The sequence below is a fragment of the Thiomonas sp. SCN 64-16 genome (assembly GCF_001725585.1).
Lineage (GTDB): Bacteria > Pseudomonadota > Gammaproteobacteria > Burkholderiales > Burkholderiaceae_C > Thiomonas > Thiomonas arsenitoxydans.
In genome coordinates, this window is record NZ_MEGQ01000043.1 from 31,144 (window position 1) to 53,377 (window position 22,234).

Sequence of the window (22,234 nt, forward strand, 5' to 3'; positions counted from 1 at the left end):
CCGCTCCTAGCGCATGCGCACGTATTCGTTCTGGTTCTGGGCGCGACGGTTGATCTCGCGCTGCCAGCTGGCCTTATCCCCCACCTTCCAGTCCTTTTCGGTGAAAGCGGGATTGGCGCCCATCCACGGGTCTTGCGAAGGCGGTGCTCCGGTCTGGGTAAGGGTCTGTGGTTTCTGGCTGCATCCGGCCGTCATGGCGAGCAAGACGGCTGCGAACATCAAGGACATGATGCGGTTCATGATGACTCCCCTTGCTTCGTCGGTGCGGGCTGTGCTTGCGCGTCCGCCTTGCCATACGCCGTTCCCCACCCCCACAGTTCGGCGCCACCGCCGCGGTGCAGCACGCGGTCGCGCAGGATGTCGGCAATGACCTCGCCGTCCCCCGCCAGCAACGCCTTGGTCGAACACATCTCGGCGCAGATCGGCAGCTTGCCTTCGGCCAGACGGTCGCGGCCGTATTCCTTGAATTGTTCCTCCGAGCCGTTGGGCGCGGGGCCGCCGGCGCAGAAGGTGCATTTGTCCATCTTGCCGCGCAGGCCGAATTCGCCGTTGGCCGGAAACTGCGGCGCGCCGAAGGGGCAAGCGTAGGAACAATAGCCGCAACCGATGCACACGTCCTTGTCGTGCAGCACCACGCCTTCCGGGGTGCGATAGAAACAACTCACCGGACACACCGCCATGCACGGCGCGTCCGAGCAGTGCATGCAGGCCACCGAGATGGACTTCTCGCCGGGTACGCCTTCGTTCATGGTGACCACGCGGCGGCGGTTCACGCCCCAGGGCACCTCGTTCTCGTTTTTGCAGGCGGTGACGCAGCCGTTGCAGTTGATGCAACGCTCGGCATCACAGATGAATTTCATGCGGGCCATGGGGATTGTCTCCGTTGAGCGTGAGGGCGCATCAGGCGCGTTCGAGTTGGCAGACGGTGGTTTTGGTTTCCTGCATCATGGTCACCGCGTCGTAGCCGTAAGTCGTGGCCGTGTTGACCGCTTCGCCCAGCACGATGGGCGCAGCGCCTTCCGGGTAGTACTGGCGCAGATCCTTGCCCTGCCAGTGACCGGCGAAGTGGAAGGGGATGAACACGGTGGATCGGTCGACCGCCTCAGTGACGCGCGCGCGCACCTTGATGCGTGCGCCGGTGGGCGTGCTCACCCAGACGTCATCGCCTTCACGGATGTTGCGGTCGTTGGCTACCGCCGGATTGACCTGCACGAAGGCGAACTGCTGCAGCTCGGCCAGCCAGGGGTTGGAGCGGGTTTCGTCGCCGCCGCCTTCATACTCGACCAGCCGCCCGGAGGTAAGGATGAGCGGAAATTTCTTGACGATGTCGATGTTCTTGTCCTGCACCGTCTTGTAAAGAGTCGGCAGGCGCCAGAAGGTCTTTTTGTCGTCGTAGGTCGGATACTTGACCACCATGTCGGGCCGCACCGAGAACAAGGGCTCGCGGTGCTGCGGAATCGGGTCGGGGAAGTTCCACACGACGGCGCGGGCGCGGGCATTGCCGAAGGGGTGGCAGCTATGGTTTTTCATCACCACGCGGATGATGCCGCCCGATTGATCGGTCTTCCAGTTCTTGCCTTCGGCCAGCTTTTTCTCGGCGTCGGTGAGTTCGTTCCACCAGCCGAGTTTTTTCAGCAGAGTGGAGTCGAACTCGGGATAGCCGGTCTGGATGTCCGCGCCCTTCGAGGCGGAACCGTCCGCCGCCAGCAAAGACTGGCCGTCGCGTTCGACGCCGAAGTTGGCGCGGAAGTTGCCGCCGCCTTCCATGACATTGAGCGAGGTGTCGTACAGATTCGCCGTGCCCGGATGGCGCAACTCCGGAGTGCCGTAGCAGGGCCAGGGCAGACCGAAGTATTCGCCGTCGAGCTTGTAGCCGGTTTCCTTGTCGATGCCGCCTCGGGCGCGCAGAGTCTTGACGTCGAACACGTGCATATTGCGCATGTGCGCCTTCAACCGCTCCGGGCTTTGTCCGGTGTAGCCAATGGTCCAGACCCCACGGTTGATCTCGCGCAGGATGGACTCGGTTTCCGGCTCCATCATGCCGCCCTTGCCCGGCACCATCTTGTAGTTCTTCACCAACTCCTTGCCGAAGCCGAGCTTATCGGCGAGCTGGGTCATGATCATGTGATCGGTGCGCGACTCGAACATCGGCTCGACCACCTTCTCGCGCCATTGCAGCGAACGGTTGGACGCAGTCACCGAACCCGAGGTCTCGAACTGCGTGGTGGCCGGCAACAGGTACACAGCGCGCTTGGGGTTGAGCGGGGCGTCATCAGACGGCATCGCGGCCATGGCGGCAGTGGCCGATGGATAGGGATCGATCACAACCAGGAGATCGAGTTTGTTCATGGCTTTTTTCATGTCGAGGCCACGGGTTTGCGAATTGGGCGCATGCCCCCAGAAGATATGGGCGCGCAGGTTCGGCCCCTGGTCGATCATGTCGTTCGGCGTGAGCACGCCGTCGATCCAGCGCGAGACCGTCATTCCCGGTTTGGTCATCATGCCCGGAGCGAATCGGCCCTTGATCCACTCATAGTCCACACCCCAGACCCCGGCGTAGTGTTTCCAGGCACCCTCGATCACACCGTAGTAACCGGGCAGCGAATCCGGGTTGGGGCCCACATCGGTTGCGCCCTGCACGTTGTCATGGCCACGGTAGATATTGGTGCCGCCGCCCGACTTACCGACATTGCCCAGCGCCAGTTGCAGGATGCAAGAAGCCCGCACAATGGCATGGCCGATGGTGTGCTGGGTCTGCCCCATGCACCACACAACGGTACCCGGCTTGTTTTCGTGAAGCATCTTGGCGATGGCAAACGTGGTGTCGCCATCCACGCCGGAAACCTCCTTGACCGCATCGGGGTTCCACTTCGCCAGCACGTCCTCCTTGACCTTGTCCATGCCCCAGACCCGGGCATCGAGATACTGCTGGTCTTCCCACCCGTTCTTGAAGATGTGATAGAGGATGCCGAACACCACCGGCACGTCGGTACCCGAGCGCAGCCGCACATGCATATCGGCCTTGGCTGCCGTGCGTGTGAAGCGCGGATCGACCACGATGACCTTGCAGCCGTTTTCCTTGGCGTGCAGCAAGTGCAGCATGGACACTGGATGCGCCTCGGCCGCATTTGAACCGATGAAAAACGCCACCTTGGAGTTGGCCAGATCGTTGTACGAATTGGTCATGGCGCCGTAGCCCCAGGTGTTGGCGACACCGGCGACGGTGGTGGAATGGCAGATGCGCGCCTGGTGATCGCAGTTGTTCGTGCCCCAGAAGGAGACCCACTTGCGCAGCAAATAGGCTTGCTCGTTGCTGTGCTTGCTCGAACCGACGACAAACAGCGCGTCCGGCCCGCTTTCCTTGCGAATTTCCAGCAGGCGGTCGGTGATTTCCTGCAGCGCCTGATCCCAGGAGATGCGCTGATACTTGCCGTCCACCAGCTTCATCGGATAGCGCAGACGGTGATCACCGCGCCCATGATCGCGCAGCGCGGCGCCTTTGGCGCAGTGTGCGCCCAGGTTGAGCGGCGATTCGAACACCGGGTTCTGCCGCACCCACACCCCGTTTTCCACCATGGCGTCCGAGGCGCAGCCGACCGAACAGTGCGTGCAGACCGTGCGCCGGGTCACTACATTTTTGCTCCCGACCGAACCCGGCGCGGGCGTATCGGCCGCGTCGGCCTTCTTCACCAAGTGCAGTTGCGAGCCGATCAAACCCGCTCCGAGCCCCAGCCCCACCCCAATGCCGGAGCGCCGCAGAAATGCACGACGGTCGATGGTCGGCAAGGCGCGGTTCAGGCTGCGCTTGAGTTGATCGACCCAGAGGGTCGAGGTGTCCGGGGACTTACCTTGGGTGTCCTTGCTTTCGGAACGACGAGTTAGCAGCATGTCTTCACTCCATTGTGATGCGTGGGAGCAGGTGGCGCGGCGGGCGAAACCCTGGCTTCAAAGGCTTGCCAGTAAGGCTTGAAAGTGGCGCCGCGCGGCAGATCGTATAGGTCGCATTTGCCAGGCGTTCAAAGCCGGGTTGTGCGGTAGTAGGCACGAATGTGCTCGGTCAGGTGGTAGCCCGTCTGCTGTGTGGCGTCAACCTTGGGCTCTGCTGCCGTCTTGGTCAAGACCGGCTGCGCCATGGCATCCGCCCTTGCAACACTTGCGCCAAAAACCGCCGCCGCTACGCCGCTCATTCCTTGCAGTAGCGAACGACGCTTGATCGCAGTTGCCGTATTGGCGTCGCCCGGGGGCATTCGTTTTTCAGTCATTCGAGTCTCCTTGCGGCAGGCCGCAGTGGGCCGCGGGGTGTTGCGCGGCGCGATTGATTTTTTTATGCGAACTGTAGCCCTATAACCGCGTCGATTCAACGCAATTTGCAATGCATGCAAACATCCGGATTCGCGAATAAACAATCGCTTGCACTCCACTGCTCTGCAGCCTAATATCAAAGCCCTTACAAAGCAAAGGGATTTTCATGGACCTCCTGACCCTGGCGCGTGGCCCGTTACTTGTCGGCAGCGTATTGATTTTCGTGCTGGGCATGCTGTGGCGAGCGGCAGGGTTGATTCGCCGTCCAACCAAGCTGGCCACATCGACCCCTCGGCGCCTCCATGTGCAAGGCGCGATCTGGTTCACGGTCCTGCGGCATATGTTGCCGCGCGCTGGCACTCGCCCAAACCCGACACTTGCCACGCTCAACCCCTACTTCTATCACTTCGGCCTGGCCTTCATCGTGTTTGGCTACGCACCACATATCGCCTTTCTTCACCGGCATCTGGGGGTGTCTTGGCCTGCATTGCCGGACGCAGTGATGTACCTCGCCGCGGGCGTCACCATCATCTCCTTGCTTGTGGCGCTTGCCATGCGACTGATGGACCCGACTCTGCGGCGGATCTCCAGCGCAGATGACTACATTTCCTGGGGCTTGCTGTTTCTGGTGATTTTCACGGGCATGGCCTTGATCGATCAGCCCTCCAGCGCCTATGCGGCGCAGGGATACTCCGCAGATCCAACCCGGCTGGCGATTCACCTCATGTCACTGGAATTGCTGCTGGTGTGGTTTCCCTTCGGCAAACTGTTCCATACCGTCAGCTGGTTTTTTGGCCGCGCCCAGTTCGGCGCATTCATGGCGCGCCGGGGAGTACGGGCATGATGAATCGCGAGATGTATGCACAGTTCGGCAACGCCATCGCCCATCTGGCGGAGCAAGCACCGAAGGTCGAGATGCCTGACGCGGAGCGTGTCAACCGTGCCAAAACGGTCATGCTCGAAAAAATGGATCGCAACCTCGCGGTCGATCTCGAGAGTTGCGTGCGATGCGGCTATTGCGCCGACGCCTGCCAGTTCAGCGTGCAAAACGATGACCCTGACCTCATTCCGACGCACAAGCTCGATCTGCTGCGGCGCGTCTGGCGACGCGAAGTCGCCCCCCTGTCCTGGCTGTGGAAACCGTTCACCCGGGATGTGAGTGTCGATGATTTGCGGGAATGGCAGGCGCTGTGCTTCGACAGTTGCACCGAGTGCGGCCGTTGCAGCATGGTCTGTCCGATGGGCATCAACATCGCCCGCGGCGTGAACGTCATGCGCGAGGCGCTGGCCGCGGCAGGACTCGCACCAGACGAACTGCGCGCCGTGCAAAGCGAGCAAGACGCCCGCGGAACCGTGTTTGGAGCAGATGCCAGCCATCTTACCCAGGCCGTCGAAGTGGTTCGCAGCCGTGGAGTGACCGTGCATCTGGACAAGCCCAAGGCCAAGGTGCTGATGCTGACGACCGTGCTCGACATCCTGTTGTTCCAGGACGCGCTCGAGGCGACGGCACGGGTACTGAACGCCGCCGGGCTGGACTGGACATTGCGCAGCAATGGCTATGAAGCGGCCAATTTCGGCCTGCTCTCCGGCGTGGAGGAGACACAGAAAAAGGCGTCTGAAGCCGTGATCCGACAAGCCATCGAAATAGGCGCCGAAATGGTGATCGTGCCAGAGTGCGGCCATGCCTATCCGGCCCTGCGCTGGGAAGGCGCTGAGGTACACGGAGGTCCGCTGCCTTTTCGCGTGCTGGCCATCTCCGAGCTGATCGGGGAACTGGTGGAACAAGGCAAGTTGCCTTTGCGCGGCGATGCGCACCAGACCCTGATGTTCCACGATGCCTGCAAACTCGGCCGACACGGCGGCGTGTTCGAGCAGCCTCGGCTCGCTCTGCGCGCAACAGGAGCTGAGTTGTGCGAGCCGCGCGATACCGAAGAAATGAACTGGTGCTGCGGCGGCGGTGCGGGCGGATTTTTGATCAACCGTGCGGCACCCCTGCGTGCGCAAGCTTTCGCCATCAAGCGGGCGCAGGTGGACAACAGCGATGCCCAGGCCATCGTCACCTCGTGCGGCAGTTGCCGACTCAACTTCCTGGCCGGTGCCGAGCAGACCGAATGGGACAAGCCTGTACTCAGCCTGGTTGAACTCATTGCCCAAAACCTCGTGGATCATCCCTCGCAGCAATCGCCGTCCTGATCCGCGCAGCAGGCCTGCGAGCCAAAAGAAAAGCCCGCTGAAGCGGGCTTTTCCATGGTGCGAGTCTGCCCCCGGGCGCGGCTGCGCCGCGGGGGATGTGCCGGTCAGTCCGCCGCGTAGATGTCGCGATCTTTGGTTTCCGGCAGGAAGAACAGGCCGATGACAAAGGTGCCCGCAGCAATGATGACGGGGTACCACAGGCCGTAATAGATGTTGCCGTTCTGCGCCACCAGAGCGAAGGCGATGGTGGGCAGCAGACCGCCGAACCAGCCGTTGCCGATGTGATAGGGCAGGCTCATCGAGGTGTAGCGGATGCGGGTCGGGAACAACTCAACCAGCGCCGCCGCAATCGGCCCGTACACCATGGTGACGAAAATCACCAGCAGCGCCAGGATGGCGATCACCATCGGCAAGTTCATCTGCGCCGGGTCGGCCTTGGCCGGGTAGCCCGCCGCCTTGAGCGCGGCGCCGATTTCTTTCTTCAGCGCGGCCTCTTTGGCCTTGAATTCATCGGGCGGCAAATCCTTGGCGCCGACCACGGTGATGGTCTTGTCGCCAATCTGAATGACCGCCGGGCCGGTGCCAGACACGGTGTTGTAGTTGGCCGAGTTGGCCGCCAGCATCTGCTTGGCGATGTCGCAGGAGGAGGTGAACTTCGCCGTGCCGGTGGGGTTGAACTGGAAGGTGCACTGCGATTGATCGACCGTGAGCGTGACCGGCGAGTTCTGCACCGCCCGGTACAGCGCCGGGTTGGCGTAGTGGGTGAGCGCCTGGAACAGCGGGAAGTAGGTCAGCGCAGCAATCGCACAGCCCGCCAGGATGATGGGCTTGCGGCCGATTTTGTCTGACAGGGAGCCGAACACGACGAAAAACGGCGTGCCGATGAGCAGCGCAGCAGCGATCAGCAGATTGGCCGTCACCGCATCGACCTTAAGCGTCTGCGTGAGGAAAAACAGCGCGTAGAACTGCCCCGTGTACCAGACCACGGCCTGGCCAGCGACCAAGCCCAGCAGGGCGAGGATGACGTACTTCAGATTGCCCCAGCGCGCAAACGCCTCGGTCAGCGGTGCCTTGGACGCCTTGCCATCGGCCTTCATTTTGATGAAGGCAGGAGACTCGTTGAGCTTGAGTCGAATCCAGACCGATACGGCGAGCAGGGCGATGGACACGAGGAAAGGCACACGCCAGCCCCAGGCGTTGAACGCGTCTTCGCCCAGCAGGGTACGGGTGCCGAGAATGACCAGCAGTGACAGGAACAGCCCCAGTGTGGCGGTTGTCTGAATCCACGAGGTGTAGGCGCCGCGCTTGTTGGCCGGCGCGTGTTCAGCGACATAAGTGGCGGCGCCGCCGTATTCCCCGCCGAGCGCCAGGCCTTGCAGCAGACGCAGCGCGATGAGAATGACCGGTGCAGCCGCGCCGATGGCCGCATAGTTGGGCAGCACGCCGACGATGAACGTCGACAGACCCATGATCAGAATGGTGACGAGGAAGGTGTATTTGCGGCCGATCATGTCGCCCAGCCGACCGAACAGCAGGGCGCCAAACGGTCGCACGATGAAGCCTGCGGCAAACGCCAGCAGCGCGAAGATGAACGCCGATCCCGCGTCCAGTCCGGCGAAGAACTGCTTGGCGATGATGGCCGCCAGCGAGCCGTAGAGGTAGAAGTCGTACCACTCGAATACCGTGCCGAGCGATGAGGCGAAGATCACCTTCTTCTCGCCCGCCGTCATGGGGCGCGCTTTTGCGCCCATTGCAATGGAAGCCATGCTCAAGTCTCCTGGATGTGGACGTGGGCGTGGCGTCGCTGCTGGGTCTTCCACCCGAGGCCCGCAACGCAACGCATCAACCCCGCGGCGCCAACGTGTTACAGCACGTCACGGGAATGACGGATTGTTTTCAGCCTAGCTGACCATGCGCTGACAGTCGGGCGGATGAAAATCTAGGGAAAACACGAAGCTGCAGTGCAGCAATTTCAGGGCTGCGCACCTTTCTTGCAAGTTTCATCGCATGAAATGACTCGCATCCGAACATTGTTGCATTGCGGTATTCCCGCATGCGCTAAAGCGTATGGACGAAAAAAAACCGGCACAAGGCCGGTTTTCTGGAACTGCGGACTGGCTCAGCCAGGCAGGCCCACGGTGGGGTTGCCGAGGTTGGTCCACTCGTTCATCGAACCGGCGTAAAGCTTGGAATTCTTGTTGCCGAGAATTTCATGCACCACGAACCAGGCGCCCGAGGCCAGGTGGCCGGTGTTGCAGTAGGTGGTCGTCGGCGCGGTGTCGCTGATGTTGAAGTCGTGGAAGATCTTCTTGTAATCGGCCGCGCTCATGAACATGGCCGCGCCATGATCATCCTTGACGATGGCGTCGATCGGGAACGACTTGGCGCCGGCCAGGTGGCCCGCCGTCTTGTTGATCGGTTTCTTGGCAATGCCCAGGTACTGGGCGGTGGGGCGGGCGTCGATGAATTGCTCGGTGCCGCTCTTTTCGCCTTCCTTGACATCATTCAGACCGGCCAACAGCGCCTTGTCTTCGCCCGTGGCTTTCCAGTCACCCATTTTCTTGGGCGCGGGCTTGATGCTCACCGGATAGCCAGCATTGATCCAGGCGTTGGTGCCGCCGTTGAGGATGGCGATCTGATCGGCGGGCACGCCGAAATAGCGCATCTGGAAGTACAGGCGAGTGCCGCGGTCCATTGCGAACACGGCGTTGCCGGTCGGCACGATGACGTAAGGCTTGCCGCTGTTCACGCCCGCCGCGTCCATGACCTTGGTGAAGTATTCAGCAGTCGGCATCATGGCCTTGAGCTTGACGCCGTCGACCGTGCGCTCTTCACGAATGTCGTTGAAGTTCACCAGATCAGCGCCCGCAATATGGCCGCCGCTCTTTTTCACAAAATGGTCTTTGCCCATAACCGGCTCTTCGTCATAGGCTTTCATGCTGCCGCCGCCACGAATATCGATGACGGTGACTTCGCTCTGGTGCGCCTTCAGCCACTGGGGCGTGACCAGCGGGCCGGGCACGTTCATGGCGAAAGCGGCGTGGGCTGCACCCATTCCAATGGCGGCTGCGATCAGGGTTTTGGCAAGTTTCATTTGGCTCCTCACGAGGTTGGTTTCTTCGCCGATCTCATTAGTCAGCGATGGATAGTCGCCGCACCGACCGACCGGTCTGCGCGGCACTGCATGCGCCACCCGCAACCAGGCTCGGCGCGGGCGGTACGACATTCGGTGGATGCTTGTTTTCAGCGCAGCGGCGAAACAAACGAAACGCCGCTGCAGGATGTCTCCAGATCGTTGTTTTTTTCCTCAGCCCTGCGGTGCCGCGAACGCAGCACCACAGTGCACTCCCTGCTCGATGGGGCGGCGTCATCCGGGGTACAACCGCATCACGCCTAGCCAAGCCTTACAGCAACGAGGAGCAAAACTTGGATGACTGCACTTTAAGCAGATGTCAACGCGGAAACTAGGGCCAGTATGTATCAACTGTGACCTGGCGTATCGGCGGCGCGCTTTGCGGCGCACCGGACATTCTGTGCAAAAAATCACACTTGACTGAATACAAGCGTAAAGCGGCCCGCACATTCCTAGACCGACCCTGAGCCTGATTTTTAAAGTCCTTCTCATGGCTGGCGGCAACCGCCCCGGCATGTTGCGTTCACAACCTCTCTCAAAAAGGACAACTCATGGGACTTCTCGCTTGGCTGCGCCGCCACGACCTCGGTCTGCTTCCCGCTACCGACACTCACCTGGCCCCCGAAATCGACCCGGAAGAAGACCACTTCGACGGGCTCTATCTGGGGCAGGCGGTGCAAGGCCATCTCAACTGGAAAAAGCGCCTCAAGGCCATCATCGTCGAGGGTCAGCAAGATGATGTGGACATCGCCTCGGTCGCCGTGGACGATCAGTGCGCTCTGGGTCAATGGCTGCATGGTCGCGCCAAGGGCCGATACGGACACCTGCCCGAATATGCGCGCCTGCGAAAGATGCACGCCGAGTTCCACCTCGCTGCGGCGCAGGTGCTGCTGAGCAGCCGCAACGCCCAGCGCGAAGAAGCCGAAAAATTGCTGCGTGGCCCGTTCAGCGCCCTCTCCGATCAGGTTCAGCTGGAACTGGTGCGGTTTTACGCCGCAGCGCGCCCGAATTGATCGTTCCCGGGCGATAGACTGTAAAAAACCCTCTAAAAAGGGGAGTGGCGCTAGGGAATTGCCAATTTTTCCCGCAAAATCCGCGCCGTGCGTGAGGTATTCACGCCCTTCCCCCACCGGTTGAGGAGCCCCGTATGTCCCTGATGAAAGATTTCAAAGAGTTTGCCGTCAAAGGCAATGTGATCGACTTGGCCGTTGCCGTGATCATCGGCGGCGCGTTTGGCAAGATCGTCGAATCGCTGGTAGGCGATGTCATCATGCCGATTGTTGGCGCGGTCATCGGCAAACTTGATTTCTCCAATCTATTCATCGTCCTGGGCAAAGTGCCCGCCGGTACCGAAATGACGCTGGCGGCGCTCAAAAAAGCCGGCGTGCCGGTGCTGGCTTATGGCAGCTTCATCACTGTGGCCGTGAACTTCATCATCCTGGCCTTCATCATTTTCATGATGGTGCGCATGATTTCCAAGCTCAAGCACGCCGAGCCGCCGGCCCCTCCCGCGCCCACGCCGGAAGACACCGTGCTGCTGCGCGAAATTCGCGACGCGCTGAAGAAGTAAATCAGGGTCTGTGCCCCGTCAGGCCGCCAACACTCAGGCTTGCCGGGTAAGCTCGACCCAGAACATCGCCCCCTCTCCGGGGTGCGATGTCACGCCGGCAGCGCCGCCATGCTTTTCGGCCACCAGCCGCACGTAATAAAGGCCCAGGCCGGTGCTGCCTGACAGCGGCGTGCCTGGCCCCTCATGGGCCCGGCTGAAGCGCTGGAACAGCCGGGCCGACTGCTCCGGCGTCAGCCCCGGCCCCTGATCCCGCACCCAGAAGCGCACGGTGTGCGGCGCGAGTGTGGCGCCGAGGATCACCTTCGAGCCTGCCGGGCTGTGCTGCACTGCGTTGCGCAGTAGATTGGTGGTCAGACGTTCCAGGGCATCGAAATCGCCCCGCACCCAGATCGGATCGTCTGGAATTTCTCGGACAAAGCGCACCCCTTGCGCCAGCGCCTCGTCATAAGCGAAGTCGGCGGCCTGATGCAGCACCGCGCCCAACTCGATTTCGACCAGGGCCGACGTCTCCAGCGACTGCGCGCGCGACAGATCGAGAAAGCCTTGTGAGAGGTTCAGCGCACGGCGAAGCTGGGTGAGCAGGCGGTCGCGCGCCGCAACGTCCATCTTGCCGGACTGCAGCAGCTGCACGGCGCCAGCCAGCGGCGCGCGCACATCGTGGCTGATGAAGGCCAGCGCGTCGTCGCGGCGGGTTTGCAGATCGCGCAAACGCTGCTGCGCGGCTTGCACCTCCAGAATGCGGCGCTCGAAACTCAGTCGCTTGTGCTTTGCGGGCGCATCGCCTTCTGGCGACTCGCGCACGGTGCGGCGCAACTGGCGCAGCTCTCCGTCCAGATGGCGTCTGGCCGCCTCCAGCCGTCGCCAGCCCCACAAAGGGTAGGCGGAAAGCGCCGCCACCAGCGCCCCGCCGGGCGCGACCCACCAACCCGTCAGCAGGGGCAGCGCGGCAGCGGAGCCCACCAGAACCAGCCCCCAAGCCACGCTGGCGATCAGCCCGCCCAGGGGCATGAGCCGCGGCAGCCAGAGCAAAGGCGCGAGCGCGAGCAGCGCCGTGATGAGCAAACTCCAGACCAACGAGACGGTACGGATGAGCGTGCCATCGCGCAGCGCGATGAGGGTGTTGGCCAGCACCTCCACGCCAGGCATGGGCGCGCCCTGCGTCGTCACCGGGGTAGCCAAAAAATCGCCCAGACCCGCGGCGGTTGCGCCGATCAGCACCACCTTGCCGCGCAGGGCGCCGGGCGGCACTACGCCGTCGAGCACCGCGCTGGCAGCCAGGGCGTAGGGATGGGGCGGCACGGCGCTGTGCGCGGGCGGTGGCGCGCTGCCGCGCACGGGCTGATGGGCGATGGTGAGCAGGGTCTGCGCCATGAGAGGCCAGACCGGCGCGCCCACGCCCTCCCAGAGATAGACGCTGCGCGCCACGCCATCGCCGTCGAGCTGCACGCCGATGCGGCCCAGACCCGCCGCGGCCGCCGCAAGCTGGGGGATGGGCAGGCCTTCAACGATCTGCCCGCCGCTGCGCAGGCTGTCGAGCACCACGGGCAGCGCCACCTTGCCGCAGGCCCGTAGCGACTGAGCCAGCGCGGCGTTGCCAGCCGCGTCGCTGCCCGCTTCGGTGAAGGCGATGTCGAGCCCGACCGCGGCGGCGCCCGCGCGGCAGACCGCATCCACCAGCCGGGCGTCGGTAGCGCGGGGCCAGGGCCAGGCGCCCAGCCGGTCGAGGCTGTGCGAGTCGATGGCGACGATGACCACGCCCTGCGGCGGCACGACCGGCTGCAGCCGCTGCCCCAGATCGAACACCAGATGATCGATGCGCTGCAGCACCCCGCTGAGGCTCAGACCGAGCGCCAGAATCAGCAGCAGAGCGCCGATGCGCAGAATCTCCAGCCCAGGTCGCCAGCGGGCCGAGCTCGCCGTGCCGGGTTCAGCAGGCCGAGCCAACCGTCCGCGAGACTCGCCGAGGCGCAGCAAACGCGCGAATCCGGTTTTCACAGCGGCTTCACGACGTCACAGGGCGGGCAGCAATGGAATCAGCAGCAGCCAGAGGTCGGGATAGCGCGGCGGCACATCGATGACCTGCACCACCGGCGGCCCCTGCGTGCCGTCGCTGTCGTCCACCAGCCGCGCGCCGAGGTAACGCTTGCCCGAAGACGGCCGCGGCAAGGTCAGCGCGCCGCCCGGCGTTTGCATCTGCGCCAGCGCCGGTTGCAGGTTGGCGTGGTCAGACAGCGTCAGCGCGTAATGCTGACCTGACGGCGCGGCAGGCAAGTCGAGCAGCAGATGATCGCGGTCGAATCGCATCGTCGCCTTGGCCAGATCGGCCGGCCCGGGGCCCGGCACATAGCGGAAGGTCTGCGGCGGGCTCCACGGCCCCTGCTGCCCCTGCGCGTCGATGCTGGCCACGCGCCAGTGCCAGACGCCCGCGGCGAGATCGGCGGGCGGCGTCCACTGCGCGCCCTGCTGCTCGACGTCGTACAGCGGCCGCGCGAAATTATCCTGCGCGGCCAGTTGCAGATGGGAACGCGCCACGTCCAGCAACTCCGACCAGGCCAGCCTGGGCCGCGCCACGCGCACCGTCGCCCCGGCCGCCGGGGCGGTCAGCATCGGGAAGAAAGGCCGCGCGAACACGGTGAAAGCGTGCGACGCGTCCTGTCCTTGCAAACCGTTGGCGTCGACCGCGCGCAGCCGCAGCACATAGCGGCCGTTGGGCAGATCGGCCACATTGAGGGTCTTGCCGGTACTGGTTTTCTGCACCAGCACCTTCGCGCTATCGCTCTCGGCCAGCACCTGGCCGAACCACGACACCGCCCCGGCCTGCGCGGGCAGGGTGAAGCGCAGTGGGAGCTGTTCAAACAGGCTCGGCAAGGCCGACACATCGGGCGGCGGCAACAGCCGCACCGGCGGCAGCGGCGGCTGCCCCGCACGCGCCAGCGAACCCATGCCCGCATCCACCCGCACCTGCGCGCCCGCAGCCTGCAGCTCGACCGCGCCGCCCAGGGTTTCCTCCCGCGTGGCATCGGCGCCCACCCCAACGCGGAACTGCGTGCCGCGCACCACGGCCTGGGCCGACGGGGTGAGGATGCGCAGATTCTGATTGGGCAGGCGGCGTGGGTTGTCCTGAATGTCGATCTGCCCTTGCTGCAGACGCAGCCGGGTGTCGGCCATCAGTCCGTCGGCGTAGAGGCTGAGAGTGTCGAGCGTCAGGTCGCTGCCGGGCTGCAGCGCCAGACGGGTGCCGTTGGCCAGTTCGATGACGGCGCTGCCCGAATCCGGCACTTGAACCTGCGCGCCGGCGGCCAGGGTCTGACCCGGTTGGGCATCTTGCCAGGCCTCAGTCGCCTGCGCCCGCCAGCGCACTGCGCCGAAAGCCTGCACCAGTTGCGCCTTGGAGGGCTGCTGGCGCAGCAGGCCGGCGGGAAACAGCAAGACGGTGCCCGGCGGAATCTGCCGCGGATTGCCCACCCGGTTGTCGCGCTGGATCTGCGGCCACTGCGCCGGGTCTCGCAAATAGCGCTGGCCCAGACCGATGAGGGTGTCGCCCGGCCGGACGGTGTAGCGCCACATCGGTTCGCCCGAGACACTGGTAGCTGTTGGCGCGGTTTGCGCCAGCGCCAGAGTCGGCGCCAGTATCGGTGCCATCACCCACGCGAAAACCGCCAGCAGCAAAGCGCGCTGGCGGGGGGATTGGCGGGCAGAAAGACGGGTGAAAAACAGGGGGGTCGGCAAACGCATCAGAGTCACATCCGGTTCGAGCCGCCGACAAAAAGCGGCAAACCGACATTCTCGGCCCGGACGCGTTCAAGCGTCGGGTTCAATCGTCGAGTTCGGGCGGCACGGTCAGCGGCCCTTCGTCGGCGCTGCGGGCGCGCTCCAAGCGGTAGCCACGGCCATAGACCGACACCAGGCGCCAGCCCGATTCCGGCTGCAGGCGTAATTTGCGCCGCAGGGCGCTGACATGCACGTCCACCGTGCGGGTCTCGACCTCCGGGCGCAGGCCCCAGATGGTCTGGATGAGAAAGTCGCGGGTCAGCAGGCGGTTGACGTTCTGCAGAAAGTGCAGCGCCAGATCGGTTTCGCGGTCGGTCAGTTCAACCCGCTCGCCCTGCACAAAAATCTGCCGCCGCGAGCAGTCGGCCTCGATTTCGCCCAGACGCAGCCGCGCCGCAGGCAAAGTGCTGCCCGAGCGGCGCAACACAGCCTGCAGCCGCGCCAGCAACACCGGGCGCGACAAGGGTTTGACCAGATAGTCGTCGGCCCCCGACTCCAGCGCCTGCACCACATCAGATTCGGCATTGCGTCCGGTGAGGAAGATGACCGGGGGCACGTTGGCGCCCAGTTGCAGACGCAGTCTGCACAGCACATCCGGCCCGCTCAGGCCGGGCAGCATCCAGTCGAGCAGACAGGCGTCGGCGCCGCCGCGCTCGACGGCGCGGGCGAATTCCTGCCCGTCCGTGTAATGCTGTACGTCATATCCAGCCTCGCGCAGCCAGTCGGAAACCTCGTGAGCAATGAGCGGATCATCTTCCAGGTATGCAATACGCAAGGCGAGAGTGGGTGGCACGGTTGAACTGAAAAATGTCATGCGGATTGACAGAGATAGAGCAGAGGCGGAAGTCAAGGAAACCTGGGGCGACCTGGCGTTTTCTTGAGAAAACCGTGAATATGTTCACACTCCCAGGGGTTGTCGGCAAGTAATGTCAGGGCATGCTTTACAAAGTTCACGCCGGGAGTCGACCCGGCGCAAGCTTGAAACATGATTTAAGGACGGATGCGGACTGGGCGCAGCCCGGCCCTTGGGGCGCTCATGGGCCTGCCGACGCCGCCGACGACATGCGGCATGAATAATGCGTGCATGCATCGAAAACCGGCCAGAACGACGACCGCCGAGCACCAGATCGGGCTTGGCGGAGCCGCTTTGCCGAGCGCCATCGCCTTTTTCGGCTTCGCGCTCGGCGCCTTCTGCGCGGTTGCGGTGCTGGCGTGGCCGCAGACTGCGGCGGCACAGACCGCGAGCCCCTCACCTGCGCCGCCCGCTTCGGCAGCGCAGGCGGCTGCGCCCAAGTACGAGGTCGAGCTCGACGTGCCGGAGGACTTGCGCACCCTCTTATCTAACAATCTTGATCTGTTGCGCTGGCGCAACTTTCCGGGATTGCAGGCCGATCAGGTCGAGCGGCTGGCCGATGAGGCGCCCGCCCAGGTGCAGCGCCTGCTCGAAACGCAGGGCTATTTTTCACCGCAGATCGCGGTGCGGGTCGATTGCCCGCCGCAGGCTGATGGGATAAGGCCGATTCGTGTGGTGCTGAGCGTGAATCCGGGCGTGGCCACTTTGGTGCACGCCGTCGAGGTGCAGGTCGACGGCCCCGACGGCCAGCCGGATGCCGCCCTGAGCGCGCGGCTGAGCCGCACCTGGACACTCAAGCCCGGCTCGGTGTTTCGCGATGCCGACTGGGAATCGGCCAAGTCGCGGGCGCTCTCCAGTCTGCTGTCGGGGCAATGGCCGGCTGCGCGCATTGCCGACAGCCGCGCGACCATCGATCCGCAAACGCATCAGGCCCGCCTGCTGGTGCGGCTGGACACGGGCGCGGCCTATACCTTCGGCCCGCTCCACATCACCGGGTTGCAGCGCTATCCGGCCAGCATCGTGGAGCGGCTGGCGCCGATGCAGCCGGGGCAGCCGTATTCGCAGACCGCGCTGCTCGACTATCAGGCCGCTTTGCAGAACAGCCCCTACTTCCGCAACGCCGTGGTCGATGCCGATGTGCGTCAAGCGCAGGACGGCGTGGCGCCGGTGGATGTGCAGGTGACGGAAAACCGGGCGCAAAAACTCAGTTTCGGCGTAGGGGTGAGCAGCGATACCGGGCAGCGGGTGCAAATGGGCTGGCGCGACCTCGACTTTCTGGGGCGCGCCTGGCGGCTGTCGAGCGAGGTCAAGTTGCAAACGCGCGAGCAGAGCGGCAATCTGCGGCTGGCATTCCCGCGCACCGCGAATGGCTATGACGACAGCCTCACCCTGTTGCAAGACCGCGCCGACATTTCCGGCCTGGTCACGCGCAACAGCAGCATCGGGGCGCTGCGCGAGCGCACGCGCGGCCACATCGACACCGCACTGGCGCTGCAGTATCAGGCTGAAAGCCTGCAGCCCGCGGGCGCCGCCTCCAGCGAGGTGCATGCGCTGAGCCTGAACGATAGCTGGACGTGGCGCGACATCAACAGCGTGCTCTATCCCAGCCGCGGCGCCATCATCAATCTGCAACTCGGCGGCGCCAGCAAGGCGCTGCTGTCGTCGGCCAACTTCATCCGGCTCTATGCGCGCGGGCTCGGCTACTTGCCCATCGACCGCAGCAACCAGCTGGTTTTTCGTGCCGAGGCGGGCGCGGTGCTGGCCAATGGCGCCAGCGGCATTCCGCAGAATTTCCTGTTTCGCGCCGGTGGGGCCAATTCGGTGCGCGGCTATGCCTATCAAAGCCTGGGTCTGGTGCAGGGCGACGCCATCGTCGGCGGCCGCTATCTATTTACCGCCAGTGCCGAGTTCGATCACTGGTTCACCCGCCAGTGGGGCGGCGCGGTGTTTTACGACCTGGGCAACGCGGCCGATACCTGGGGCGCGCTCAAACCCGTGCGCGGCTATGGCGCGGGCGTGCGCTGGCGCAGCCCGGTGGGGCTGGTGTCGGTCGATCTGGCTTACGGTCAAGCGGTGCACCAATATCGCCTGAACTTCAGTGCGGGGCTGTCGTTCTGATGACCGAGCCGACCGCACCCGTCCCCGCCCCGCCGCCCAAGCCCCGCCGCCGCGGGCTGCGCCTGCTGCGCGTCTTGCTCTGGGCGCTGACGGCCACGGTCGCCGTGTTGATCGCCGCCGCAGCCGCCGTGGCTTGGCTGGGCAGCGAGAGCGGTCTGCAGTGGTTGGCCGCGCGCACGCCGCTGCGGCTGGGCAGCACGCAAATCACCCTGAAAGACGTGCAGGGCAGTCTGTGGAACTCGGTGCGCATCGGCCGACTGCAGCTCACCACCCCCAGCTCCATCACCCTCCTGCACGACGCCCGGCTGCGCTGGACGCCGACCGCGCTGTGGCAGCGCACCCTGCACATCCAGAACCTGAGCGCGCAGCGCATCGACGTGACGCCAACCCACGCCGCCGCCTCGACCGGCGCGCCGCAACTGCCCGCCAGCCTGCGCCTGCCGCTGCGCATCGACATCGACCATCTGGCCGTCGGCGCACTGCAGATCGGCCCGCCAGGGGCGTTGCGGTCTTACGGCAGCCTCAGCGGCCAGATGCACTACGGCCAGGGCCGCTACCGCGCGCAGTTCACCGCCCTCACCCCCTGGGCCCACGCCCAGCTCAGCGCCAGCCTAGGCGACGCCGCACCCTACGCGCTGCAGGCGAGCCTGAACGCCACGCACATCGGCCTGCCCGGCAAGGCGGCTGAGCGCAACGCTGCCGATCTGCGCGCCCACGGCGCCCTGCGCGACTTCACCCTCGACGGCACCCTGCAAATGGACACCGCCCGCGCCCAACTGCAGGCCCGTCTCACGCCATTCGATGCCACACCGCTGCGCAGCGCCCGGCTCAGCTCGAACGCGCTCGATCCCTCGGCCTTCGCCGCAGGGCTGCCCCGCGCCGCGTTGAATGTGCAGCTCGATCTCGGCCCGTCGAGCGCGCAAAGGCTGGTGGGCAGTCTGCGCGTGCGCAACACCCGGCCCGGCCCGATCGACCAGCAGCGCCTGCCGCTGCACAGCCTGAGCGCCACCCTCGCGGGCGATGCGCAGCAGGCCAGCGCGCACGATTTGCTCATCGATCTGGGCGCTGGCGGGGAAATCCGCGGCACGCTGCATTGGGCGCAGCCCGAGCTGCAGGCCCGCCTGCAGGTCGCCCGTCTCAACGCCCGCGCGCTCGACGGCAAGCTGGCCGCCACCCGCCTGTCCGGCCCGTTGGCGATCGACGCCAGCGCACAACAGCAAAGCATTCAGGCCACCCTCAACCAGCCGGGCTGGGACGTTCGGGTGCAAGCGCAGCGCCAGGGTGACACCGTGCATCTGCGCCAGCTGCTGCTCTCGGCGCTGGGCGGCCGTCTGGAGGCCAGCGGCACCCTGTCCACCGCAGGCACGCAGGCTTTCGAGCTGAGCGCCCGGCTGCGGCAGTTCAACCCTGCGCAATTCGGCGCCTACCCCCAGGCCGCACTGAACGCCGACCTCACTGCAAGCGGCGCCCTCACCCGCCGTCAGGCCAAGCTCGCGCTGCAACTCGCTCCGAGCGTGTGGCGCGGCCACACCTTCACCGGCCACGCCCGGCTCGCGCTCGACCCGCAACGCCTGTGGGACGTGGACGCCGCGCTCACCCTCGGCGCCAACCAGCTCAGCGCGATAGGCGCATTCGGCCAGCCCCGAGATGCCCTGCAGTGGACGCTGCACGCCCCGCAACTCGCTCAGATCGACCCTGCCCTGCAAGGCAGCGCCCAAGCGCAGGGCCAGTTGCAAGGCGGCTTGCAAGCGCCCTCGGGCACCGTCTCGCTACAAGCGGACGAACTGCGCTGGGCCAACGCGCTCACGCTGCAACACCTCAGCGCCCGCAGCACATTTAGCAACTTCAGCACCGGCCGCGCACCTGCCGCCACCGCCTTGCCAACCGCAAGCACCCTGCTCAACCGTGTCGCGGGCTCACTGCAGCTCGACCTCGACGGCCTGCGCTGGACCCAGGGCGCGCAAACCGTGCAGATCGGCAGTTTGCACACTCAGGCGCAGACCACGGCCGGGCTGGGCGGCCAACTGCAACTGGACGCGCGGCTGCAAGACCTGCGGCTCGCGTCAACTGCAAAAAGCAGCGCAGAAAAAGTGATCGATACCGCGACCCTGAACATCGCGGGCACCCGCGCCCAGCACACTCTGCTGCTTGCCGTCAAAGGCCAGTTGCCCCGGCCCAACGCCACTGCGCCCACACCACAACCCACATCGCAGCCCACCGCGCCGCCCTTGCCACTCGATCTCCGGCTGAGTGCTGCTGGCGGCTGGCACGGCGACCCGCAAGGCTGGCGCGGCCAGATCACCTCGCTGGACAACACCGGGCCGGTCGCGCTCAAACTCCAGGCTCCCGCAAAGCTCGATCTGGCGTTTTCCCCGCTGCGGCTGCAGGTTGAGCATGCTGCTCTAAAGCTGCAGGCCGGGCTGATCGATCTGGACAGCCTGCAGCTCGCCCCCGGCGTGTTGCGCACCGCGGGTCGTCTGCAGACCGTCCGCACCGCCGACCTGCTCGCCCTGGGCGGCATCGCCCCGGCGCGGCTGCGCGACACGCTGGTGCTTTCGGGCCGCTGGCAGATCGACGCCGGTGCAACCGTGAACGGCCAGATCCATCTACAGCGCGACAGCGGCGATATCGCGCTGCAACTCGCCGCCGCTCCCGCCAAGCCCGTGGGCACGGTCACCCTCGCCCCGACCTGCGACACCACCTTCGGCACCGCCGCATCGCGCGGCGGCTTCATGCCGCTGGGCATCGGCCAGCTGGTGCTCGACATCACGGCGAAAGACAGCCGCGTGCAGGCGCAGGGCGTGGTGCAGACCGCCATGGGCACGGCGCAGGCCAGCTTGGCCACCGAACTCAGCCGCCGCGGCGAGCTGTGGGGCATCGCGGGCAGCGCACCGCTGCAGCTCGACGCGGGCGCCGACATGCCCAGCCTGGCCTGGGCCGCGCCGCTGATCGGCTACGACTATCGCGCCGAGGGCCGTCTGCAACTCGCGGTGCAGGGCCGAGGCACCTTGGCCCTGCCGCAATACAGCGGCAGTCTCGATGGCCGGGCCCTGCGTCTGGCCTGGCCCGCGCAAGGCCTCGATCTTAAAAACGGCGTGCTGCGCGCCCATTTCACCGGCGACCGGCTTCAGCTCGATCAGCTCCAACTCCAGGGCGGCAAAGGGCAGCTCACCGCCACCGGCGACGCGCGGCTGCAAAACGGTCTGCCGCGCGCGACCCTGGACCTCAAGGCCGACAAGCTGCAACTGCTCAGTCGGCCCGACCGACAACTCATACTTAGCGGCACGGCGCAGGCCCGGCTGGCCGACAAGGTGCTGGCCCTCACCACCGACCTCACCGCCGACAGCGCCGACATCGCCCTGCCCCGCGCCACCGGGCCCACGCTAAGCAGCGACGTGGTGGTCATCGGCCAGACGCCGTCGGCAAGCAAGCCCGCTGCCGCCATGCCCAGCGCCGTGCGCTTCGATGGCACCTTCAATCTGGGCTCCAACTTCCACCTCTACGGCCAGGGTCTCGACGCCACGCTGGGCGGCAGCGTGCGCGTGCGCGCCGACAACGGCGCCCCGCCCACGGCGACCGGCAGCATCGAAGTCGTCAAGGGCGAATACACCGCCTACGGCCAGCAATTACAGGTGACGCAGGGCCGCATCAACTTCGCCGGGCCGGTGGACAATCCCGGGCTGAATATCACCGCCACCCGCCCCAATCTGCCCACCGGCATCGAAGTCGGCGTGGCCATCAGCGGCAGCGCGCGGCGCCCGCTGGTCAAGCTCAGTTCCACCCCCGCCATGCCCGACACCGAAATTCTGTCGTGGTTGGTACTGGGTCAGCCGCTCGACCAGGTGGGCGCGTCCGACATCGGGCTGCTGCAGACCGCGGCAGCGGCGCTGCTCGGCCCCAGCGAGGGTCAGCCGCTGCAAACCCGGCTGGCGCATGCGGTGGGGCTGGATAGCATCAGCGTGCAAAGCGCGTCCAGCAGCACCGGAACAAGCAGCACCAATGGCGCCGCGACCGCGGCATCCGGCGGCGTGCAAAGCACCATCGTCACCCTGAGCAAGCGCCTGTCGGCCAACACCCTCGTCACCTTCTCGCGCGGAATCGACGGGGTATCGAGCATTTTCACCATCCAGCACCAACTCACCCGGCGGCTGTCGGTACAGGCTCAGACCGGCACCGAAAACGCGCTCGATCTGTTCTACACCTTCGAGTTTCAATGAACTAGGGCCTGTTAACGCTATTTATGCCCCCGCGTTGCCCCCAGACGGGGAGGGATGCAAGGCGGAGGTGCGAGGCA

General features: G+C 65.2%; 15 protein-coding genes. 6 read left to right on the forward strand and 9 right to left on the reverse strand.

The window, feature by feature from the left end; all coding sequences use genetic code 11:
* Positions 1-6: 6 nt before the first annotated feature.
* The 4 genes from ABT24_RS12045 to ABT24_RS12060 form a co-directional block, all read right to left on the reverse strand.
* Positions 7-240: a hypothetical protein gene (locus tag ABT24_RS12045; RefSeq protein WP_013107344.1), complete on the reverse strand. Its 234-nt coding sequence runs from the start codon at positions 238-240 to the stop codon at positions 7-9.
* Positions 237-869 (reverse strand): formate dehydrogenase FDH3 subunit beta, encoded by a 633-nt coding sequence (fdh3B, locus tag ABT24_RS12050; protein ID WP_013107345.1) that lies wholly within the window; start codon positions 867-869, stop codon positions 237-239. The genes ABT24_RS12045 and fdh3B overlap by 4 nt, the downstream gene beginning before the upstream one ends.
* Before the next feature lie 31 nt (positions 870-900).
* Positions 901-3,888 (reverse strand): formate dehydrogenase subunit alpha, encoded by a 2,988-nt coding sequence (locus tag ABT24_RS12055; protein ID WP_276730880.1) that lies wholly within the window; start codon positions 3,886-3,888, stop codon positions 901-903.
* A gap of 128 nt (positions 3,889-4,016) precedes the next feature.
* Positions 4,017-4,262, reverse strand: coding sequence for a hypothetical protein (locus tag ABT24_RS12060; RefSeq protein WP_276730882.1), 246 nt, complete (start codon positions 4,260-4,262; stop codon positions 4,017-4,019).
* A gap of 206 nt (positions 4,263-4,468) precedes the next feature.
* On the opposite strand from ABT24_RS12060, the gene ABT24_RS12065 reads away from it, so the two are divergent.
* Both ABT24_RS12065 and ABT24_RS12070 read left to right on the forward strand, forming a co-directional pair.
* Positions 4,469-5,146 (forward strand): hypothetical protein, encoded by a 678-nt coding sequence (locus tag ABT24_RS12065; protein WP_156053678.1) that lies wholly within the window; start codon positions 4,469-4,471, stop codon positions 5,144-5,146.
* Positions 5,143-6,495 (forward strand): (Fe-S)-binding protein, encoded by a 1,353-nt coding sequence (locus ABT24_RS12070; RefSeq protein ID WP_276730885.1) that lies wholly within the window; start codon positions 5,143-5,145, stop codon positions 6,493-6,495. Before ABT24_RS12065 ends, ABT24_RS12070 begins: the two co-directional genes overlap by 4 nt.
* Positions 6,496-6,599: 104 nt before the next feature.
* Here the strand turns inward: ABT24_RS12070 and ABT24_RS12075 are convergent, their stop codons facing one another.
* Entirely contained in the window at positions 6,600-8,261 is a 1,662-nt protein-coding gene (locus ABT24_RS12075) for an MFS transporter (protein ID WP_013107350.1), read from the reverse strand.
* 353 nt (positions 8,262-8,614) lie between these two features.
* Positions 8,615-9,589 carry a sulfurtransferase gene (locus ABT24_RS12080; protein ID WP_013124393.1) on the reverse strand — a complete coding sequence of 325 codons (975 nt, stop codon included), beginning with the start codon at positions 9,587-9,589 and terminating at the stop codon, positions 8,615-8,617.
* 590 nt (positions 9,590-10,179) lie between these two features.
* Between ABT24_RS12080 and ABT24_RS12085 the strand changes: the two genes are divergently transcribed.
* Positions 10,180-10,641: a CZB domain-containing protein gene (locus tag ABT24_RS12085; RefSeq protein WP_276730889.1), complete on the forward strand. Its 462-nt coding sequence runs from the start codon at positions 10,180-10,182 to the stop codon at positions 10,639-10,641.
* Positions 10,642-10,775: 134 nt separating this feature from the next.
* A complete protein-coding gene (gene mscL / locus ABT24_RS12090; protein WP_013107353.1) occupies positions 10,776-11,198 on the forward strand; it encodes a large conductance mechanosensitive channel protein MscL in 423 nt (140 codons plus the stop codon).
* A gap of 33 nt (positions 11,199-11,231) precedes the next feature.
* On the opposite strand, the gene ABT24_RS12095 is transcribed toward mscL, so the two are convergent.
* From ABT24_RS12095 to ABT24_RS12105, 3 genes are all read right to left on the reverse strand, one after another.
* Complete coding sequence (locus tag ABT24_RS12095; RefSeq protein WP_286737895.1) at positions 11,232-13,193, reverse strand: CHASE2 domain-containing protein; 1,962 nt, start codon at positions 13,191-13,193, stop codon at positions 11,232-11,234.
* Between the two features lie 15 nt (positions 13,194-13,208).
* The gene (locus ABT24_RS12100) at positions 13,209-14,933 is read right to left on the reverse strand and encodes a FecR domain-containing protein (protein WP_276730892.1); all 1,725 of its coding nucleotides are present in this window, start codon (positions 14,931-14,933) and stop codon (positions 13,209-13,211) included.
* A 79-nt stretch (positions 14,934-15,012) separates the two neighbouring features.
* Positions 15,013-15,762 (reverse strand): response regulator transcription factor, encoded by a 750-nt coding sequence (locus tag ABT24_RS12105; protein ID WP_276730893.1) that lies wholly within the window; start codon positions 15,760-15,762, stop codon positions 15,013-15,015.
* A gap of 291 nt (positions 15,763-16,053) precedes the next feature.
* On the opposite strand from ABT24_RS12105, the gene ABT24_RS12110 reads away from it, so the two are divergent.
* Together ABT24_RS12110 and ABT24_RS12115 are read left to right on the forward strand one after the other, a co-directional pair.
* A complete protein-coding gene (locus ABT24_RS12110) occupies positions 16,054-17,940 on the forward strand; it encodes an autotransporter assembly complex protein TamA (protein WP_276730895.1) in 1,887 nt (628 codons plus the stop codon).
* Positions 17,940-22,157, forward strand: coding sequence for a translocation/assembly module TamB domain-containing protein (locus tag ABT24_RS12115; RefSeq protein WP_276730898.1), 4,218 nt, complete (start codon positions 17,940-17,942; stop codon positions 22,155-22,157). The genes ABT24_RS12110 and ABT24_RS12115 overlap by 1 nt, the downstream gene beginning before the upstream one ends.
* Positions 22,158-22,234 lie beyond the last annotated feature (77 nt).

Bases quoted from the DNA above. Each gene is read 5' to 3' on its own strand.
- fdh3B (WP_013107345.1), bottom strand. From the start codon at position 869: ATGGCCCGCATGAAATTCATCTGTGATGCCGAGCGTTGCATCAACTGC.
- ABT24_RS12055 (WP_276730880.1), bottom strand. From the start codon at position 3,888: ATGCTGCTAACTCGTCGTTCCGAAAGCAAGGACACCCAAGGTAAGTCC.
- ABT24_RS12075 (WP_013107350.1), bottom strand. From the start codon at position 8,261: ATGGCTTCCATTGCAATGGGCGCAAAAGCGCGCCCCATGACGGCGGGC.
- ABT24_RS12070 (WP_276730885.1), top strand. From the start codon at position 5,143: ATGATGAATCGCGAGATGTATGCACAGTTCGGCAACGCCATCGCCCAT.
- ABT24_RS12100 (WP_276730892.1), bottom strand. From the start codon at position 14,933: ATGCGTTTGCCGACCCCCCTGTTTTTCACCCGTCTTTCTGCCCGCCAA.
- ABT24_RS12085 (WP_276730889.1), top strand. From the start codon at position 10,180: ATGGGACTTCTCGCTTGGCTGCGCCGCCACGACCTCGGTCTGCTTCCC.
- mscL (WP_013107353.1), top strand. From the start codon at position 10,776: ATGTCCCTGATGAAAGATTTCAAAGAGTTTGCCGTCAAAGGCAATGTG.
- ABT24_RS12110 (WP_276730895.1), top strand. From the start codon at position 16,054: ATGCATCGAAAACCGGCCAGAACGACGACCGCCGAGCACCAGATCGGG.
- ABT24_RS12115 (WP_276730898.1), top strand. From the start codon at position 17,940: ATGACCGAGCCGACCGCACCCGTCCCCGCCCCGCCGCCCAAGCCCCGC.
- ABT24_RS12060 (WP_276730882.1), bottom strand. From the start codon at position 4,262: ATGACTGAAAAACGAATGCCCCCGGGCGACGCCAATACGGCAACTGCG.
- ABT24_RS12065 (WP_156053678.1), top strand. From the start codon at position 4,469: ATGGACCTCCTGACCCTGGCGCGTGGCCCGTTACTTGTCGGCAGCGTA.
- ABT24_RS12080 (WP_013124393.1), bottom strand. From the start codon at position 9,589: ATGAAACTTGCCAAAACCCTGATCGCAGCCGCCATTGGAATGGGTGCA.
- ABT24_RS12045 (WP_013107344.1), bottom strand. From the start codon at position 240: ATGAACCGCATCATGTCCTTGATGTTCGCAGCCGTCTTGCTCGCCATG.